This window comes from Tissierella sp. MB52-C2, assembly GCF_030931715.1.
In the GTDB taxonomy this organism is placed as follows: Bacteria; Bacillota; Clostridia; order Tissierellales; family Tissierellaceae; genus Tissierella.
Map to the genome: position 1 here is coordinate 388,430 of NZ_CP133261.1, position 20,667 is coordinate 409,096.

General features: G+C 35.8%; 12 protein-coding genes, 1 tRNA gene and 3 rRNA genes. All 16 read left to right on the plus strand.

Annotated elements, in window-relative coordinates:
- Positions 1-203: 203 nt before the first annotated feature.
- The 16 genes from RBU61_RS01875 to RBU61_RS01950 all read left to right on the plus strand — a co-directional run bounded on the left by RBU61_RS01875 (position 204) and on the right by RBU61_RS01950 (position 20,667).
- Positions 204-1,734: ribosomal RNA gene (locus RBU61_RS01875) — 16S ribosomal RNA — on the plus strand.
- A gap of 86 nt (positions 1,735-1,820) precedes the next feature.
- Positions 1,821-1,897, plus strand: a tRNA-Ile gene (locus RBU61_RS01880).
- Positions 1,898-2,006: 109 nt separating this feature from the next.
- Positions 2,007-4,901: ribosomal RNA gene (locus RBU61_RS01885) — 23S ribosomal RNA — on the plus strand.
- Positions 4,902-4,925: 24 nt separating this feature from the next.
- Positions 4,926-5,042 (plus strand): 5S ribosomal RNA (gene rrf / locus RBU61_RS01890).
- The 16S, 23S and 5S rRNA genes sit together here with 1 tRNA gene alongside, the layout of an rRNA operon.
- Positions 5,043-5,532: 490 nt before the next feature.
- Entirely contained in the window at positions 5,533-6,402 is an 870-nt protein-coding gene (locus RBU61_RS01895) for a radical SAM protein (RefSeq protein WP_308877814.1), read from the plus strand.
- Positions 6,403-6,649: 247 nt separating this feature from the next.
- Entirely contained in the window at positions 6,650-7,909 is a 1,260-nt protein-coding gene (locus RBU61_RS01900; RefSeq protein ID WP_308877816.1) for a uracil-xanthine permease family protein, read from the plus strand.
- 107 nt (positions 7,910-8,016) lie between these two features.
- Positions 8,017-10,722 (plus strand): sigma 54-interacting transcriptional regulator, encoded by a 2,706-nt coding sequence (locus tag RBU61_RS01905; RefSeq protein WP_308877817.1) that lies wholly within the window; start codon positions 8,017-8,019, stop codon positions 10,720-10,722.
- Positions 10,723-10,900: 178 nt separating this feature from the next.
- Complete coding sequence (locus RBU61_RS01910) at positions 10,901-11,212, plus strand: PTS sugar transporter subunit IIB (RefSeq protein WP_308877818.1); 312 nt, start codon at positions 10,901-10,903, stop codon at positions 11,210-11,212.
- A 36-nt stretch (positions 11,213-11,248) separates the two neighbouring features.
- Positions 11,249-12,532 carry a PTS sugar transporter subunit IIC gene (locus RBU61_RS01915; protein ID WP_308877819.1) on the plus strand — a complete coding sequence of 428 codons (1,284 nt, stop codon included), beginning with the start codon at positions 11,249-11,251 and terminating at the stop codon, positions 12,530-12,532.
- Positions 12,533-12,626: 94 nt separating this feature from the next.
- Positions 12,627-12,959, plus strand: a complete 333-nt coding sequence (locus RBU61_RS01920) for a PTS lactose/cellobiose transporter subunit IIA (protein ID WP_308877821.1) — start codon at positions 12,627-12,629, stop codon at positions 12,957-12,959.
- Positions 12,952-14,031 (plus strand): MupG family TIM beta-alpha barrel fold protein, encoded by a 1,080-nt coding sequence (locus RBU61_RS01925; RefSeq protein ID WP_308877823.1) that lies wholly within the window; start codon positions 12,952-12,954, stop codon positions 14,029-14,031. The genes RBU61_RS01920 and RBU61_RS01925 overlap by 8 nt, the downstream gene beginning before the upstream one ends.
- 24 nt (positions 14,032-14,055) lie before the next feature.
- Positions 14,056-14,319: an HPr family phosphocarrier protein gene (locus RBU61_RS01930; RefSeq protein WP_308877825.1), complete on the plus strand. Its 264-nt coding sequence runs from the start codon at positions 14,056-14,058 to the stop codon at positions 14,317-14,319.
- An 11-nt stretch (positions 14,320-14,330) separates the two neighbouring features.
- Positions 14,331-16,052: a phosphoenolpyruvate--protein phosphotransferase gene (gene ptsP, locus RBU61_RS01935; protein ID WP_308877826.1), complete on the plus strand. Its 1,722-nt coding sequence runs from the start codon at positions 14,331-14,333 to the stop codon at positions 16,050-16,052.
- A 105-nt stretch (positions 16,053-16,157) separates the two neighbouring features.
- Entirely contained in the window at positions 16,158-17,390 is a 1,233-nt protein-coding gene (locus RBU61_RS01940; protein WP_308877828.1) for an NAD(P)/FAD-dependent oxidoreductase, read from the plus strand.
- A 9-nt stretch (positions 17,391-17,399) separates the two neighbouring features.
- A complete protein-coding gene (locus tag RBU61_RS01945; RefSeq protein ID WP_308877829.1) occupies positions 17,400-18,689 on the plus strand; it encodes an NAD(P)-dependent oxidoreductase in 1,290 nt (429 codons plus the stop codon).
- A gap of 637 nt (positions 18,690-19,326) precedes the next feature.
- Positions 19,327-20,667 (plus strand): nucleobase:cation symporter-2 family protein, encoded by a 1,341-nt coding sequence (locus RBU61_RS01950; RefSeq protein ID WP_308877831.1) that lies wholly within the window; start codon positions 19,327-19,329, stop codon positions 20,665-20,667.

Below are 20,667 nucleotides of genomic sequence, written 5' to 3' on the forward strand. Positions count from 1 at the left end.
CGACATTAAACTTCATAAATCAACAAAAGATTTGAAAAAAAGTTTTTAAAAAGTAGTTGACAGCAAATGAAAAATTTGCTATACTGAATAAGTTGTCTCAAACGAGGCAACGTGAACTTAGAAAACTAAACAGTGTGAGAAACTTTGAATTATAAAAAGTAACACATGAAACAACAGTCAGCAAATTGAGCTGAATCAAACTTTTAAATGAGAGTTTGATCCTGGCTCAGGACGAACGCTGGCGGCGTGCCTAACACATGCAAGTCGAGCGAAGTTTTCAAAGTTGATTTCTTCGGAATGAAACTTTGATTATCTTAGCGGCGGACGGGTGAGTAACGCGTGAGAAACCTGCCTTTCACAAAGGGATAGCCTCGGGAAACTGGGATTAATACCTTATGATACTAAATCTTCACATGAAGGAATAGTCAAAGCGTAAAGCGGTGAAAGATGGTCTCGCGTCCCATTAGTTAGTTGGTGAGGTAATGGCTCACCAAGACCACGATGGGTAGCCGGCCTGAGAGGGTGAACGGCCACACTGGAACTGAGACACGGTCCAGACTCCTACGGGAGGCAGCAGTGGGGAATATTGCACAATGGAGGAAACTCTGATGCAGCGACGCCGCGTGAACGATGAAGGCCTTCGGGTCGTAAAGTTCTGTCCTTGGGGACGATAATGACGGTACCCAAGGAGGAAGCCCCGGCTAACTACGTGCCAGCAGCCGCGGTAATACGTAGGGGGCAAGCGTTGTCCGGATTTATTGGGCGTAAAGGGTGCGTAGGCGGCCTTTTAAGTCAGATGTGAAAGATCACGGCTCAACCGTGGTAAGCATTTGAAACTGGAAGGCTTGAGTTAAGGAGAGGAAAGTGGAATTCCTAGTGTAGCGGTGAAATGCGTAGATATTAGGAGGAATACCAGTGGCGAAGGCGACTTTCTGGACTTATACTGACGCTGATGCACGAAAGCGTGGGGAGCGAACAGGATTAGATACCCTGGTAGTCCACGCCGTAAACGATGAGTGCTAGGTGTTGGGGGTCAAACCTCGGTGCCGCAGCTAACGCATTAAGCACTCCGCCTGGGGAGTACGTACGCAAGTATGAAACTCAAAGGAATTGACGGGGACCCGCACAAGCAGCGGAGCATGTGGTTTAATTCGAAGCAACGCGAAGAACCTTACCAGGGCTTGACATGCCCCTGGCCGGTCTAGAGATAGATCTTTACCTTCGGGTACAGGGGACACAGGTGGTGCATGGTTGTCGTCAGCTCGTGTCGTGAGATGTTGGGTTAAGTCCCGCAACGAGCGCAACCCTTGCCTTTAGTTGCTACCATTAAGTTGAGCACTCTAGAGGGACTGCCGATGACAAATCGGAGGAAGGTGGGGATGACGTCAAATCATCATGCCCTTTATGTCCTGGGCTACACACGTGCTACAATGGTCGGTACAACGAGCAGCTACTTAGCGATAAGATGCAAATCTCTTAAAGCCGATCCCAGTTCGGATTGCAGGCTGCAACTCGCCTGCATGAAGTCGGAGTTGCTAGTAATCGTGAATCAGAATGTCGCGGTGAATGCGTTCCCGGGTCTTGTACACACCGCCCGTCACACCATGGGAGTTGGCAATACCCGAAGCCAGTGAGCTAACCGTAAGGAGGCAGCTGTCGAAGGTAGGGTCAATAACTAGGGTGAAGTCGTAACAAGGTAGCCGTATCGGAAGGTGCGGCTGGATCACCTCCTTTCTAAGGAGTTCAAAAGAACTCACACTGTTTTTTAGTTTTTTATTTAAATTGCGAAACTGTGATTATTTAAATTATAAATCTAATATGGACCTGTAGCTCAGGTGGTTAGAGCGCACGCCTGATAAGCGTGAGGTCGGTGGTTCGAGTCCACCTAGGTCCACCAATGTGATCTGACGCAATAAGCGCCAAATTTAATAAATAAATTTGAAATGCGAAATTGCATTCACACTGAACATTGAAAACTACAAATTGCAATATAAATAAGTAATTTAGGTCAAGTTATTAAGGGCGTAGGGCGAATGCCTTGGCACCAAGAGCCGATGAAGGACGGGATAAGCACCGATATGCTTCGGGGAGTCGCAAATAGACTATGATCCGGAGATTTCCGAATGGGGAAACCTACTTGAGCAACCCTCAAGTATCATACACTGAATACATAGGTGTATGAAGGAAGACCAGGGGAACTGAAACATCTAAGTACCCTGAGGAGAAGAAAGAAAAATCGATTTCCTAAGTAGCGGCGAGCGAACGGGAAAGAGCCCAAACCAGATTTATCTGGGGTTAAGGACCAGCACAATGGAATAATGAATCTAATAGAAGAGGATTGGAAAATCCCACCATAGACGGTGATAGTCCGGTATATGAAAGAAGAATTTACCAGCTGGTATCCAGAGTACCACGGGACACGAGAAATCCTGTGGGAAGTAGGGAGGACCACCTCCCAAGGCTAAATACTCCTTGGTGACCGATAGAGAAATAGTACCGTGAGGGAAAGGTGAAAAGAACCCCGGAAGGGGAGTGAAATAGAATCTGAAACCCTACGCCTACAAGCAGTGGAAGCACATTATTCGTGTAACCACGTACTTTTTGTAGAACGGGCCAGCGAGTTATGGTAGTGAGCAAGGTTAATGACTTAAGGTCAGGAGCCGTAGGGAAACCAAGTCTTAATAGGGCGACTAAGTTCCCTGCCATAGACCCGAAACCGGGTGACCTATCCATGGGCAGAGTGAAGTTGAAGTAAAATTCAATGGAGGCTCGAACCCGTTAGCGTTTAAAAGCTATGGGATGACCTGTGGATAGGGGTGAAAAGCCAATCGAACTCGGAGATAGCTGGTTCTCCTCGAAATAGCTTTAGGGCTAGCCTCAAGGAAAAGTGATATGGAGGTAGAGCACTGAATGGTCTAGGGGCGCATAGCGTTACCAAAACCTATCAAACTCCGAATGCCATACTCATAACCTTGGGAGTCAGACTATGTGGGATAAGCTTCATAGTCGAAAGGGAAAGAGCCCAGATCACCAGCTAAGGTCCCTAAATCCAGATTAAGTGGTAAAGGATGTGAGGTTTCACAGACAACCAGGATGTTGGCTTAGAAGCAGCCATACATTTAAAGAGTGCGTAATAGCTCACTGGTCGAGAGACCTTGCGCCGAAGATTTCCGGGGCTTAAATCTGGTACCGAAGCTGTGGGATTCGTAAGAATCGGTAGAGGAGCATTGTGTGTGGGTAGAAGGTATACCGTAAGGAGTGCTGGACTGCACACAAGAGAGAATGCTGGCATAAGTAGCGAAAGGTGAGTGAGAATCTCACCCGTCGAAAGCCTAAGGTTTCCTGAGGAAGGTTCGTCCACTCAGGGTAAGTCGGGACCTAAGCCGAGGCTGAAAAGCGTAGGCGATGGACAACAGGTTGAAATTCCTGTACTAGTTATAAGCGTTTGAGAAATGGAGTGACGCAGGAGGATAGGCTAAGCGTGCCGTTGGTTGAGCACGTCTAAGCATAAAGGAAGTGAGTATAGGCAAATCCGTACTCATAATTCTGAAATGTGATGGGGATCGAAAAACAAGTAGAGAAGTAGCTGACTCCACACTGCCAAGAAAAGCTTCTATCGAGCAAGTAACTACCCGTACCGCAAACCGACACAGGTAGGCGAGGAGAGAATCCTAAGACGAGCGGAAGAACCATTGTTAAGGAACTCGGCAAAATAGCCCCGTAACTTAGGGAGAAGGGGTGCCAGGGAAACCTGGCCGCAGTGAATAGGCCCAAGCGACTGTTTACCAAAAACACAAGTATCTGCTAAGTCGAAAGACGAAGTATAGGTGCTGACACCTGCCCGGTGCTGGAAGGTTAAGGGGAAGGCTTAGCGTAAGCGAAGGCTAGAACTTAAGCCCCAGTAAACGGCGGCCGTAACTATAACGGTCCTAAGGTAGCGAAATTCCTTGTCGGGTAAGTTCCGACCCGCACGAAAGGTGTAACGATTTGGGCACTGTCTCAACAATGGATCCGGTGAAATTGTAGTATACGTGAAGATGCGTATTACCCGCGACAGGACGGAAAGACCCCGTGGAGCTTTACTGCAGGCTGACATTGGATTTCGGCATTGCATGTACAGGATAGGTGGGAGACTTTGAAGCCAGGGCGCCAGCTTTGGTGGAGTCAACCTTGGGATACCACTCTTGTAATGCTGAAATTCTAACCTGATACCATGAAACTGGTATAGGGACACTGTCAGTTGGGCAGTTTGACTGGGGCGGTCGCCTCCTAAAGAGTAACGGAGGCGCTCAAAGGTTCCCTCAGCACGGTCGGAAATCGTGCGAAGAGTGTAAAGGCAAAAGGGAGCTTAACTGCGACACCAACAAGTGGAGCAGAAACGAAAGTTGGACTTAGTGATCCGGTGGTTCCGAGTGGAAGGGCCATCGCTCAACGGATAAAAGCTACCCCGGGGATAACAGGCTTATCTCCCCAAGAGTCCACATCGACGGGGAGGTTTGGCACCTCGATGTCGGCTCGTCTCATCCTGGGGCTGGAGTAGGTCCCAAGGGTTGGGCTGTTCGCCCATTAAAGAGGCACGCGAGCTGGGTTCAGAACGTCGTGAGACAGTTCGGTCCCTATCCGTCGTGGGCGTAGGAAATTTGAGAGGAGCTGTCCTTAGTACGAGAGGACCGGGATGGACAGACCGCTGGTGTATCAGTTGTCATGCCAATGGCACGGCTGAGTAGCTATGTCTGGAAGGGATAAGTGCTGAAGGCATCTAAGCACGAAGCCCCCCTCAAGATAAGATTTCCCACTTTAAAAGTTAAGACTCCAAGAAGACCACTTGGTAGATAGGTCTCAGGTGTAAGAGTAGTAATACTTTAAGCTAAGAGATACTAATAAGTCGAGGACTTGACCTAAAATATTGCAATTGATAGTTTTCGTCTGGTGACGATAGCAAGATGGACACACCTGTACCCATACCGAACACAGAAGTTAAGCATCTTAACGCCGATGGTACTTGGTTGGAAACGACCTGGGAGAGTAGGAAGTTGCCGGGCTTACATAAAAACATATAGAAAGCTCTATTACGTTGGTCGTAGTAGGGCTTTCTTTTTTTATGACCTAACTTAACGAACGAAGTGAGTTTTAGTAGGTCAAACGCAACGAGAACCAAATCTATGTGAGTGTAACGAGCAAATAGATTTGAGTTTCGAGACTGCGAAGTACAGTATATTCATATATAAAATCCTATTTTAACCTAGAAACTATTACTTATGATAAGACTTATTCTATTATGACCTAACCCAATTTGTGAACAACGTGAACAAATTGATGGTAGGTCAAACGCAACGAGCACCAAATCTACATGAGCGTAGCGAATGAATAGATTTGTGATGCGAAACTGCGTGGTCACTGTGTCAAACAACTCAATCTAACGACAGTACATTCACATATAAAGTCCTATCACCTTTGAAAGTTATCTTGTATTACTAATCTATATAATATATAATTGAAAATAGACAGTTTTGGAAAATAAGAGGTGATAAAATGAAATATGAAGGTTCATTATATAGGCCCCCTAGTGAAGCCTATAGTTTAATTGTTCAGGCTACCATAGGATGTACTCACAATAAATGTACTTTTTGTTCTATGTATAAGGATAAAATTTTTAGAATCAGAAGTACTCATGAGATAATAGAAGATTTTCAAATAGGAAGAGAAAGATATAAATATGTAAAGAGAATATTTATTGCAGATGGTGATGCTTTAGCAATAAAAACTGGAGAATTAATAAAAATTCTTTCCTTTATAAGAGAAAGATTTCCAGAGTGTGAACGGGTAGGAATTTATGGGTCCCCTAAGGCAATATTGTCTAAAACTAGCCAAGAATTAGAGCAATTAAAATCTCTTGGTCTAGGAATTATATATCTTGGAGTAGAATCAGGATCAGAAAAAATCCTTAGAAATATAAATAAAGGTGTAACTAGAGAAGAAATGATTCAGGCAGGAAAAAAGGTAGTAAAATCTGGCATAAAGCTTTCCGTAACACTTATCTCAGGTATAGGCGGAAAGGAAAATTCCTTAGATCATTCCTTAGAATCTGCTAAAATAATAAATGAAATAAACCCTAATTATGTAGGACTTTTAACTTTGATTGTTGAAGAAGGAACTCCTTTATATGAGGATGTACAGACAGGTAGGTTTCAACTTTTAAGTCCAAGAGAAATTCTTTTGGAAACGAAAGAAATGGTGGAAAATATAGATGTAGATAATTGTATTTTTAGATCAAATCATGCATCAAACTATGTATCTTTAAAGGGAACTCTGCCTCAAGATAAAGATTTAATTTTATCTCAAATAGCAGAAGGACTTGAGTTATCTAATTTAGAAGAAAAGGATTTATTTAGAAGGCTTTAGAAAGTCTTCCTTTTTTTGCAAGAAATATTTTACAAAAAAGCATTGTACAAATTATTAAATGGTGATATAATATTTTGGATGACGGATGAGCCGTCGCAGTTTCGCAACACAAATCTATTTACTCGCTTTGCTCGTATAGATTTGGTGCTCATTGCGTTTGACCTACATCAACTCACTAGCGTTCGTTGTGTGTTAGGTCATAAAAACTTTTAAATCAGTCCTGTGAGGCTGGAAAGGAGAAAATATAATGATTAATAATTCAATCAAAGAAACAGTTATGCCTAAATCTAAAGAAATGTCTTTATTAGGTAATTCTAAAAAGGTGATATTAGCACTTCAACATCTTATAGCTATGTTTGGTGCAACGGTTCTTGTTCCCATATTAACAGGGTTAGACCCATCCATAGCTCTATTCTCAGCAGGTATAGGTACTCTTATATTTCATGCTTGTACAAAGGGAAAGGTTCCCGCATTTTTAGGTTCATCCTTCGCATTTATTCCAGTAATTTTATCAGTAAAAGAATTATATAATGGTGATCTAGCTTATGCACAAGGTGGTATGGTAGTAGCAGGGTTAATTTATGTATGTATATCCTTTATGATTAAGAAAATCGGAATGGATAGAATAGAAAATTATCTTGCACCTCAAGTAGTAGGCCCTATGATTATAGTAATAGGAATGAACATGATACCAACGGCTTTTGGAATGGCAAAGGAAAGTCTTCTAGTTGCAGCTATAACTTTAGGTACAGCATTACTTATAAACTTCAAAGGAAAAGGATTCATAAAACAATTATCAATACTAATAGCAGTTATGGTAGGATATATAGTTTCTTATAAAATGGGACTAGTAAATACGCAAGCAATAAAAGAGGCTTCAATAATAGCAATGCCAAACTTTAGATTACCTAAATTTGATTTAGGAGCTATAGCAATGATTGCACCCGTAGTATTAGCAGTATTTATGGAACATTTAGGCGATGTAACTACTAACGGTCAGGTAGTAGGTAAAAACTTCATAGAAGACCCAGGTTTAAACAGAACTTTACTAGGTGATGGATTAGCTACTACAGTGGCTGCTTTAATAGGTGGACCTGCAAATACAACTTATGGAGAGAATACTGGAGTATTGGCAATAACTAAAAATTATGACCCCTCAATCCTTAGGCTTTCAGCAGTATTTGCAGTATGCTTAGGATTTGTGGCTAAAATTGGAGTTTCATTATCTACTATACCAAATGCTGTAATGGGTGGAATATCACTAATGTTATTCAGTATGATATCCTTAATCGGAATGAAAACCATAAAGAATCAAGAGGTTAAATTTAACTGGAAAAACATTGTAGTAATGGGTGTTATCCTAATACTAGGATTAGGTGGAGAATATTTATCCAAGAAGTTAGGGTTTACAGTGGGAATTACAATAAATGAATCGGTAAAAATATCAGGACTAAGCTTTGCAGCTTTAGTCGGTATAATATTAAATGCGGTACTAAATAGGAAATAAAATTAATAATATATAAAAAAATGAAGCCTATCAGATATATCTGATAGGCTTTTATGTACCTTTTTTTCAAATCTGATATAATATACATATCTAAAGGGGTGGAATATATGAGAAAGATAGATGAAGTTTATAGGACAATTCTAAAATTACAAGAGGAAAGTCCAGCGGGTATATCTGCCATGAAAATAGCTCAAGTAATAAACCTAGATAGATCCAATGTTAGTAGATATTTAAATAGGTTATATAAGGAGAATAAACTTATAAAAATAGATGGTAGACCAGTTTTATATAAAACCATGTCTTCTGAAGGATTAAAAGAAGATATGCAAGAAGATAACTTAAACAGTCTAGATAAACTAGTAGGTGCAAAACAAAGTTTAAGTATTCCTATTGAAAAGGCAAAGGCTGCCATAATATATCCACCAAGGGGACTTCATTCTTTAATTCTTGGTAATACAGGTGTAGGGAAGTCTTTATTTGCCGAACAGATGTGTGAGTATGCAAAAGAAATCAATATATTAAGTTTAGACTCTCCTTTTATTAGATTTAATTGTGCCGATTATGCAGATAATCCAAACTTACTAACTTCTCAAATATTTGGAGTAAAGAAGGGAGCATATACAGGGGCGGATAAAGATAAGGATGGATTGCTGAAACAGGCTAATAAAGGAATATTATTCTTAGACGAGGTTCACAGATTACCGCCTCAAGGTCAGGAAATGTTATTTACATATATAGATAAGGGGTTGTATAGACCCCTAGGTGAAACGGAAAACCTAATTCATGTAGATGTAAGAATAATAGCTGCCACAACAGAAAAGCCATCATCTTATTTGTTGCAGACATTTTCTAGACGTATTCCTATGGTAATATCATTACCAGACTTATCGGAAAGGACTTTATCAGAAAGATACTCCTTAGTAGAAACCTTTGTTAAAGAAGAATCTCATAGAATAGGAAAAAGTATATATATAAATAAAAACTCTATTATTTCTTTTCTATTATATAATTGTCCAAATAACATTGGTCAACTAAAATCTGATATTCAATTGGCTTGCGCAAAAGCATTTTTGAATTATAAGGCAAATGACCAAAAATATTTAATTATAAATCAAGGAGATTTGCCTAATCATGTGAGAAAAGGAATATTAAATATTAAGGAATATAGAAAGGAAATAGACGAACTTTTAAGTTCAGCAGATGATATTCTTAAATATAGTAAGGATGATGAGCCTATTTTGCAATTAGTTCACGAAGAGGAAATAGTAGGAGAAGACTTTTATAGTATTATTGAAGAAAAAATAGACTCCCTTAAAGTACTGGGAATGGAAGATAGTGATATAAATGAAATATTGAATTTAGATATAGAATCTCATTTTGAAAAATATATAGGAGAAATTAGCAAAAGATTTAAGAAAGATGAAATACAAAATATAGTAGATAATCAAGTTTTAGATATTACGGAAGAAATATTAATGTTAGCAAAGACAAACTTAAATAAAGAATTCGGTGAAAAAATATATTTTGGTCTAGCACTACATTTAGAAAGAAGTATAGAGAGAATTAAAAAAGGAGATAAGATATATAATCCTAAACTAAACTTTATTAGAATTAACTACGAGGATGAATTTCTTTTTGCTATGAAGATAGCAAAGTTAATAGACAATAGATTTAATATTGAGATTCCCGTTGATGAAATAGGGTATCTATCTATGTTTTTTACTAAGGAATTATCGCAAATGGAAAAGGAGAAAATCCCTCAAATAGGAATCATAGTAGCTATGCACGGAAGAAGTACTGCCAGTTCCATGGCTGAGGTGGTAAATGACTTAATTGGAATGGAATATATAGTACCAATAGATATGCCATTATCTATGAAGCCAGAAAATATCTATAATATTGTAAAAGAAAAGATTAAAGATATAGATAAGGAAGAAGGAATTATATTAATGGTGGACATGGGATCACTTACAAACTTTGGACCTATGATTTCAGAAGAAACAGGAATTAATATAAGGACAATAGATATGGTAAGTACCCTTTCAGTTTTAGAAGTGGGAAGAAAAGCAATGATGAACTACGATATAGATGAAATAATAAATTCAACATGGAATAAATCATTTACTCATAATATGAAAGCAGATGTAAAAGATAAGAAAAATATTATTCTGACGGCTTGTTATACAGGTGACGGTTCTGCAAGGATAATTGGGAATATAATTAACAAAAGAATTAAAAATAAAAATATAGAAGTTATGCATATAAATATAGTTGACGAAAGGTCTCTACAAGATCGAATTAATGAAATAAAAAAAGATTATAATATTTGGGTTATAGTAAGTATTGTGGATTGTAATATACGAGATATTCCATTTATACCTGCTCTTGAATTATTTACTAGAGATGGAGAAGAAAAGCTAGATAATATAATTGAATATGGTGAATTATGTAATAAAATAAGTAGTTCTTTAGAAGAAAGCTTAACTAATCTTAAGGGAGATAAGATAATAAATGATATTAGAAATACTATAATAAGGTTAGAGGAAGAACTTAGAATAAGAATATCTACTGATATAAAGATTGGGCTGACTTTACATATTTGCTCTTTAATGGACAATTTATTATCTGGAATAATTCCAAGGGAATTTCATGGACTGGTGGATTTTATAGAGCATAATATAGAAGATATGAGTATAGTTAGAGAACTGTTTAGAGATATAGAGAAGGAATATAAAGTGAAGTTTAGAGATGATGATATTGCTTATATAGTGAAACCCCTTAAGGAAAATGGAATACTGTGTAATAGTGTGTAAGAGATTACACACTATTTTGATTTTATAGGTACATTTTGCACAATAAATTTACACTTATTCCTTTGAAAACCTGTAGAAAGCTTAATTTAAGTAAAACAAAAAATTTAAAGTACTTGGCATGAATATTGCTTCATATAAATAGTACACTGGTACTAAGATTAAGAAAGGGGGGATTAAATTGTATAATATTTTACTAGTATGTTCTGGAGGTATGTCTACTAGTCTATTAGTAACGAAAATGGAAAAGGCAGCAGAAGAACAGGGAATAGAAGTAAAGGTAAAGGCTGTAGCAGAAACTGATTTACAGAAAAATTTAGATGGGGTTCAGGCTGTATTGTTAGGCCCTCAAGTGAGGTATATGCTTACGAAGATAAAAGCAGCAACGGAACCTAAGGGAATACCTGTAGATGTTATTTCCAGTGTGGATTATGGAATGATGAAAGGGGAAAGCGTATTAAAATATGCCATATCTATGATTGAGGGTAGATAATTAGTTTTCTTAATTAATTAAGTGAGGGGGATAAGAATGAGTGGCTTTATGAAATGGATGGAAGAAAAATTTGTTCCAGTAGCGGGAAAAATCGGTTCACAAAGACATTTAGCGGCTATTAGAGATGGATTTTTTGGTATTATGCCTATTGTTTTAGCAGGATCTTTTTCAGTTTTACTGAATAATACCCTAGGTGCTTGGATAGAACCCATAGGTAAAATCCTAACTCCTATAAATGGCAATGTATGGTGGGGAACCTTTGGAATGCTTGCCTTATTGACTACATTTTCCATTGCATATAATCTTGGCAAAAGTTATGGAGAAGATGGATTAGCAGCAGCACTAGTTTCCATGGCATCATTTTTAATTACTTTACCACAAGCCCACGGAGATGCAGGATGGGGATATTTACATTGGGGATATTTAGATGGTAGGGGACTTTTTACAGGAATTATAGTGGCATTAATTGCAACGGAAATATTTGTAAGACTTACTAAAAAAGGATTAACTATTAAAATGCCTGACAATGTACCACCAGCAGTAGGGAAAGCCTTTGCTTCAGTAATTCCAGGACTCATAACACTATTTATATTTGGTGCCATAACTTACGTAATTAGCACTTTAGGATGGGGAAGTTTATACGATATAATATTTAATGTAATTCAGAAACCTCTTATGGGACTTGGGCAAGGTATGATTTCAGTAATCTTAATTCCTATGTTAATAAATCTATGCTGGTTCTTTGGTATCCATGGTGGAAATATATTTGAGCCAGTTATGCAAAGTATTTATCTACCAGCTTTAACTGAAAACTATGATGCTATAATGAATGGATTACCAGCACCACATCTTATTACAAAATCATTTTTTGATTCTTTCGTACACTTAGGCGGTGCAGGTGCAACCTTAGCACTTATAGTGGCTGTTCTGATTGTAAATAAAAAGAAAAAAGAGTATAGAGAAGTAGCAAAACTATCTTTAGCACCAGGAATTTTCAATATAAATGAATCAGTTATGTATGGTCTTCCTTTAGTATTAAATCCAATACTAGTTATTCCATTTATATTAATACCGGGAATACTATCTACTATATCTTATATAGCTACGGTATTGGGAATTGTTCCAATTACCTATGTTGCAGCACCATGGATTACACCAGTAGGTATAGGGGCATTTATAGCAACTGGGGCTAGTGGAATAGGAAGTATAATGGCTGCTCTTTTATCTGTAATTAACTTTGTAATAGCGGTCTTAATCTATCTTCCATTTGTTAAGATTGCTGAAAAGCAAGCCATAGAAAGAGAAAAGGTAAAAGGTTAATATATGGAAGGGGTATCCCTTCCATATTTCTACATATGAATATTTACTTTATAACAAAATTAATAATAATTGGATAAAAAAAGGAGTTAGAGATATGGATTTAGAATTAATAATAATGAATATAATTAATTATAGTGGAGAAGCGAGAAGCCTTTGTATGGAAGCCATCGGATATGCCAAAGAGGGTGAATTTAAAAAATCAAAAGATTCTATAATAGAAGCAAATGAAAGACTATCTGAAGTCCATAAAATTCAAACAAAGTTAATACAAGAAGAAGCTAGAGGCGAGGGAAAGCCAGTATCTTTATTATTAGTGCATGCTCAAGATCATCTAATGAATGCTATTACCGTAAGAGATATGGCCAGTGAATTTATAGATTTATATAAAATGGTAGAAGAATTAAAAGGGGAGAAGAAATATGACTAAATTAGGAGTTTCTATCTATCCACAGAAATCCAATTTAGAAGATAATAAAAATTATTTAAAATCAGCATCAGAATATGGGTTTAGTAGAGTGTTTCTAAATTTTTTAACTGTGGAAAATAAAGAGGATCTAGATAATTTTAAAGCCATAGTTAGCTATGCCAATAAGCTAAATATGGAAGTTATAGCAGATGTTGCACCTGTAGTATTTAAAGATTTAGGCATAAATTATAATGATCTAAAGGTATTCTCTCATATGGGGCTTGCGGGAATTAGATTAGATATGGGGTTTAGTGGAAATGAAGAAAGTATAATGTCTTTTAATCCCTATGGTTTAAAAATAGAATTAAATATCAGTAGTGGAACTAAATATTTAGATAATATTATGAGCTATTTGCCAAATAAAGATAATATAATCGGCTGTCATAATTTTTATCCTCATAGATATACAGGTATATCTAGGAAACATTTTATAAAAACAACAGAAGAATTTAAAAAGCATGGGCTTAGAACTGCAGCATTTGTTTCATCAAATAATGCAAGTTTTGGACCTTGGAATGTAAATGAAGGATTACCAACATTAGAAGAACATAGGGAATTGCCTATGGAAGTTCAAGCAAAAGACTTACTAAATACAGGATTAATAGACGATATTATAATATCCAACTGTTTTCCATCGGAAGAAGAACTTAGAGCTTTAGGTGGGGTAAATAGAGACATTTTAGAATTAAATATAGAAATAGAGAAGAATATTCCTAAGGTTGAAAAAGATATATTACTAAATGAACTTCACTTCAATAGAGGAGATGTTTCTGAATATATGATTAGATCTACTCAGTCTAGAGTTAAATATAGGGGATATGAGTTTAATTTAATAAACCCTAAGGATATGGTAAAGGGAGATATCATTATAGAGTCTAGTCTATATGCTCATTATGCTGGAGAAATGCATTTAGTATTAAAAAATATGAAGAATAGTGGAAAGTCCTCAGTTATAGGCAAAATTGTAGATGAGGAAATATTTTTACTTGATTATATAAAGCAGTGGCAAAAGTTTAAGTTAAAACTAAGATAATGAAATGGATAAGGGGGAGATATTATGATCACAAAGGAAATAGTACTATCAAACGAATCAGGATTACATGCTAGACCAGCTTCCATGTTTGTAAAGGAGGCTTCTAAATATAAATGTGATATAAAGATTATAAAAGATGGAAAGGAATATAATCCAAAGAGTATAATGAGTATATTAAGTATGGGGGCAGGAAAAGGAAATAGTATCGTAATACAAGCTGAAGGAGAAGATGAAGAAAACGTAGTTAATGAATTAGCCGATTTCATCCAAAATAAGATAAAAGATTAGGGGGAAACCTTATGAAAGGACTAGGAACTTCCGTTGGAATTGGTATAGGAAGGGTTTTAATATATAAAGAACCTAAAATAGATATTATCAAAGAGAATATTTTAGACTTGGATCTGGAAATAAGAAGGTTAGAGGATGCCCTTAAAAAAGCTATAGAAGAAATAGATAATATATATAATACTACATTAATTAAAGTAGGGGAAAAGGAAGCAGAAATATTTACAGCTCATAAAATGATACTTGAGGATCCAGAATATATAGGTAGTATAAAAGAAAAGATAGAAGCCAGTAATATAAATAGCGAATGGGCAGTTAAAGAGGTAACTAATTTCTATATAGATATTTTTAAAGATATGGAAGATGAGTATATAAGAGAAAGAGTTCAAGATATAAAAGATGTATCCAATAGGCTTCTTAAAGTCTTATTGAACATAGAAACTAAAGATCTTTCATCAATAAAAGAAAGGACCATAATTGTAGCCCAGGATTTAACTCCTTCTGATACAGCCCAAATAAATAAGGAAATGGTAGTTGGAATAGTAACAGAAGTAGGTGGTAGAACATCTCACACATCCATTATGGCTAGAATCATGAATATTCCAGCTGTAAGTGGAGCTGAAAATATTACTAATATAGTGAAAGATAACGAATTAATGATTATAGACGGTAGTACAGGAAATATATTAGTAAGTCCTGGAGATGAAGACATAGTAGTTTATGAAAATAAACAGAAGGATTTTATAAGTCTAAGGAAAAAATTAGAGGAAATGAAAGGCAAAGAAAGTATATCTAAGGATGGATATAAAGTTGAGATAGCAGGAAATATAGGGACATTAGAAGATATAGATAAGGTAATAGAAAATGACGGGGAAGGTGTAGGACTTTATAGGACAGAATTTCTTTATATGTATAGAGACAGACTCCCTACTGAAGAAGAACAATTTGAAGCATATAAATCAGTAGCAGAAAAGTTAGGAAAGAAGCCTTTAGTCATAAGAACCTTAGATGTAGGTGGAGATAAAGAAATCCCTTATTTAAATATTCCTAAGGAAATGAATCCATTTCTAGGCTATAGGGCCATTAGATATTGTCTAGATAATATGGAAATATTTAAGACTCAGTTAAGGGCAATACTACGGGCTAGTATATATGGAAATATAAAAATAATGTTTCCAATGATTTCAAATATAAATGAAGTAAGGGAAGGAAAGAAAATAATTAAAGAAGTTATGGAGGAACTAAGAAAAGAAAGTATATCCTTTGATGAAGATATAGAAATAGGAATAATGGTTGAAATACCTGCTGTGGCAATACACTCTAGAGCCTTTGCGAGGGAGGTAGACTTCTTTAGTATAGGTACAAATGACTTGATTCAATATTCTCTAGCAGTAGATAGGGGAAATCAACATATATCTTACCTATACAATCAATTCCATCCAGCAATATTATCCTTAATTAAAATGACCATAGACAATGGACATAAGGAAGGTATATGGGTGGGAATGTGCGGAGAAGTAGCAGGAGATGAGAAGTTAATCCCATTACTTCTAGCTATGGGATTAGATGAATTTAGTATGAATCCTTCATCAATTTTAAAAGCGAGACATCTAATTAGAAATATTTCAAAGGTAGAAATAGAAGATATATTAGATAAAATATTAAATTTATCGACAGCAGAAGACGTAGAAAAATTTATTGATGAAAATATAATATCTAGAATACTACCTGTTTAGAGAAGCTAAGAGAAATCTTAGTTTCTTTATTTTTGTATAAAATAGACAAAACTATTTAAAAGAGATAAAATAAGATAGAATGTAAATTTAATAAAGGAGTTTATTATGAGTAATAGAATAATAGTTATAGGCGGTGGAGCTGCGGGAATGATGGCAGCATTATCAGCAAAAGAACATGGTGGAGAAGTTTTAATCTTAGAAAGAAATGATAGAGTAGGAAAAAAGCTTTTAGCCACAGGAAATGGAAGATGTAATTATACAAATATAAATTTAAACATAAACAACTATCATGGAAATAATCCTAAATTTTGCTATAGTGGATTATCTGAATTTAATGTGGATAGTACAATAGAATTTTTTGAAAGACTGGGGATAACTCCGGCCATAGAGGATAATGGAAAAGTATTTCCACTATCTTTTCAAGCTTCATCTATATTAGATGTACTAAGGTATGAGATAGAAGATAAAGGAATTGAATTAATAACAGATGCCCAAGTAGCTGAAATAAAAAAGAAAAATGGATTTACTGTAATACTAAAGGATAAGAGTGTATTTGTAGGTGATAAAGTGATTATAGCCACAGGGGGCATGGCATTACCTTCCAGCGGCTCAGATGGTAATGGTTATACAATATGTAAAAAGTTAGGGCATACAATTACTGATGTATTTCCAGGGCTTGTACAATTAAAGCTTGAAAGCAGTTTGCTTAAATCTATAGATGGAGTAAAATTTCCTGGAATGGCAGGAATTTATATAGATAATAAATTGATTCTAGAAGACAAGGGAGATATTTTATTTACTTCGTATGGTATCTCAGGTCCACCAATTCTCCAACTAAGTAGAACAGCTTTAGAGTATTTAAATAAGGAAGAAAATGTAGAATTAAGAGTATCTATAATTTATACTAAGACTGATGAAGAGTTATTGAGCTATCTAGTAAATAGATTTAAACTTATGCCTAGAAAAACCATAGAAGCTGGATTAATAGGATTAATAAACAAAAGATTGATTATTCCGATTCTGAAGGAAACTAATATCGATAAAAATAAAGAAATATCATCACTATCTAAAGAGGAGATAAGAAAACTAGCCAATATACTTACATCTTGGAGATTTAATGTTACAGGCAGTCAATCCTTTGGTAATGCCCAAGTAACGGCAGGTGGTGTAAATACTGATGAAATAGATAATCAAACTATGGAATCAAAAATAGTTAAAGGAATATATATAGTTGGAGAACTACTTGATATAGATGGGGATTGCGGTGGATTTAATCTTCAGTGGGCTTGGTCATCAGGTTATATAGCTGGATTAAATGCATCTAAGAACCAAAAATAGGGGGAAAATATGATAGGTTTATATAATAAATTAAATAAGCTTCAAGAAGATAATAAAAATATAAAGGTTTCAATTATTGGTGCAGGACTCATGGGTAAAGGCTTAGTTAGCCAAATGATGTTGGTAAAAGGTATGGTACCTTCATTAGTAGTAAGTAATAAAATATCAGATGCAGTAGAGGCCTATACCTTGGCAGGTGTATCTAGGGATGATATTGTAGTAGCAAAAACTTTAAGTGAAATAAATTTAGCTATGGAAAGTAATAAATATGTAGTAACAGATATAACAGAATATGGGACTAAGGGAAATTTAATAGATGTAGTAGTGGATGCTACAGGAGTACCCAATGCAGGTGCAACAATAGCTATGGACTCAATAAACAATAAAAAACATATTGTAATGTTAAATGTAGAGGCAGATACAGTAATAGGGCCTATATTAAATAAATTAGCTAAGGAAGCAGGAGTAGTATATACAGGCACAGCAGGAGACGAGCCAGGATCAGTTAAGGAAATCTTTGATTTTGCAGAAACTACTGGATTTGAAGTGTTGGCCATAGGAAAGGGGAAAAATAATCCCATAGATTATAATGCTACTCCAGATAGTGTAAGAGAAAAGGCTTTAAAATCTAAACTTAACCCTAAGAAATTAGCATCTTTTGTAGATGGGACAAATACAATGGTGGAAATGGCAGCCATGGCAAATTCAACTGGATTTATTCCTGATATAAGAGGCGGATATGGACCAACAACAACAGTAGATAATCTACCTAAAATTTACAGTTTAAAGGAAGATGGGGGTATATTAGATAAATATAAAATAGTAGACTACGCTCATGGTATAGCTCCAGGAGTATTTGTCATAGTCACCACATCTTTACCACAGGTTCACCATGAAATGCAGTTTTTGAAAATGGGGCCTGGACCAAACTATGTACTTTATAGACCATACCACCTAACAAGTTTAGAAACACCAATTTCCATAGCTAGTGCATATCTATATAATGAACCTACTATAGCACCAAAATATAATAAGCCAGTGGCAGAAGTAATTACAATGGCTAAGAAAGATTTAAAAGCTGGAGAAAGGCTAGATGGAATGGGAGAGTATACAATTTTAGGAAGTATAGATACTTATGAAGTAGCTAAAAAAGAAAACCTTGTTCCCATAGGACTTATAGATAATAATACTATAGTCAAGAGAGATATTAAAAAAGGTGAATTTATTACTTATGACATGGTGGAATTAGACACTACAACAGAGATATATAAATTGCGAAATATACAAGATAAGATCTAGCTATAAATTTGATATAATATGATGAAGTCCACAGAGTCTTGCCACTGCCATAGTGTAGTTTTTTCGATATACACTAGGAAGGTGGAAAAAATATCAGTGCTTAAGTGAGAATACTACCTATTTTTTATTTATGGAAGATAAAGGGTAGGCTAATATTATTTGTTTATAGAACAACCCATTACTATCTAGCTAGAGGGTTGTTTTTGAATTAGCAGAGGAACAAAGTATGGAAATCAGTAATTGAAACAGTTCTCTCGATCTTTCTTTTAGTTTGCCCCATATATCGGCATCATCTACTATATTTCTTCTTTAGGTGGTGTTCCCTAACTCTATAACTTCTTATTTTAATATATAAGGTGAAATCCAAATTTTTTATATTGCATTTTGTATAAATGTTACAACTGAGATATTAATGATTTACAATATGATTATATCAACGTAATAAAGATTTTTTTTGTATAAATTTTATCAATTTTAGATTGATATATTATTATTTTACACCTATATTACTGAAAATTTGTAAAATTTCTATAATCAAAAATAAATTGTTATAGAATAAACTATCTTTAAACCTATCTGATAGGTTTATATGTTGACAAGAGTATTATAAAAAATTTAAGGGAATGGGGATGTGTTTATGATGAAAGAAAATTCAGTAGAAATGCCAAGTGCAATTTTTGAGATGGAAGGGATGCCAAGGATTAAGGAAGTCATACCTTTAGGGTTTCAGCATGTTGTAGCTGCAATTGTGGGTGTAGTTACTCCAGCATTATTGGTAGCAAGTGTGACTGGTTTAGATTCATCTGATAGGACAATATTAGTTCAAATTTCACTTATTATAACAGCTCTTGCAACTATGATACAATTATATCCAATTGGAGGAATAGGCTCTGGATTGCCCGTAATTATTGGTATCAGCTTTGCTTATGTACCTACTATACTTGCAATCGGAGGGCAGTTTGGTATAGCAGCAATTTTTGGTGCACAGATAGCTGGGGGAATAGCAGCATTCATAGTGGGAATATATGTAAAGCAGCTTAGAAAGTTTTTTCCACCTATAGTAACTGGAACTGTAATATTTACAATAGGACTATCACTTTATCCAGTTGCAATTAAATATATGGCCGGTGGTGCAGGAACTCCTAATTTTGGTTCTCCAGAAAATTGGATGATTTCCATGATTACATTTGGAGTAGTTGTGTTTCTTACATATTTTACGAAAGGATTTATGAAATTAGCGGCCATATTAATAGGAATGATAGTGGGATATATTATATCCTTCATGACTGGTATGATATCCTTTGATGCGGTTTCAGCATCAGGTTGGTTTAAAATAGTTGCTCCTATGCATTTTGGAATTGAATTTGAAGTGAGTTCCATTATTTCCATGATTATAATATATATAGTAAATGCAGTCCAAGCAATAGGAGATTTATCGTCAACAACTATTGGAGGATTAGATAGAGATCCCACAGACAAAGAGTTATCTGGCGGAATCAAGGCAAATGGTATAACTAGTGTTATCAGTGCATTCTTTGGAGGGTTGCCTACAGCAACTTTTAGTCAAAACGTTGGAATTGTAACTGTTAATCGAGTTGTAAATAAAATGGTATTTGTTTTTGCAGCAATTGTTTTCTTAATAGCAGGGTTAATACCTAAGTTCGCATCATTGCTCACAACTATACCTCAAGCAGTTATAGGAGGGGCAACAATATCTGTATTCGCAATGATCACAATGACTGGAATAAAAATGATATCTTCTTCCGAATTGACTCCAAGGAATACAGCTGTAGTTGGATTGGCAGTTGCCTTGGGAGTAGGTGTTACATCTGTTCCCGGTGCCTTAGATGGATTTCCAGCATGGGTAGGAACTGTATTTGGAAGTTCTTCAGTTGTAATTTCAACACTAACAGCCATAATATTAAACTTGATATTGCCTAAGGATGAGCTAGATTGCGATGTTCAACAAGAAAATTAA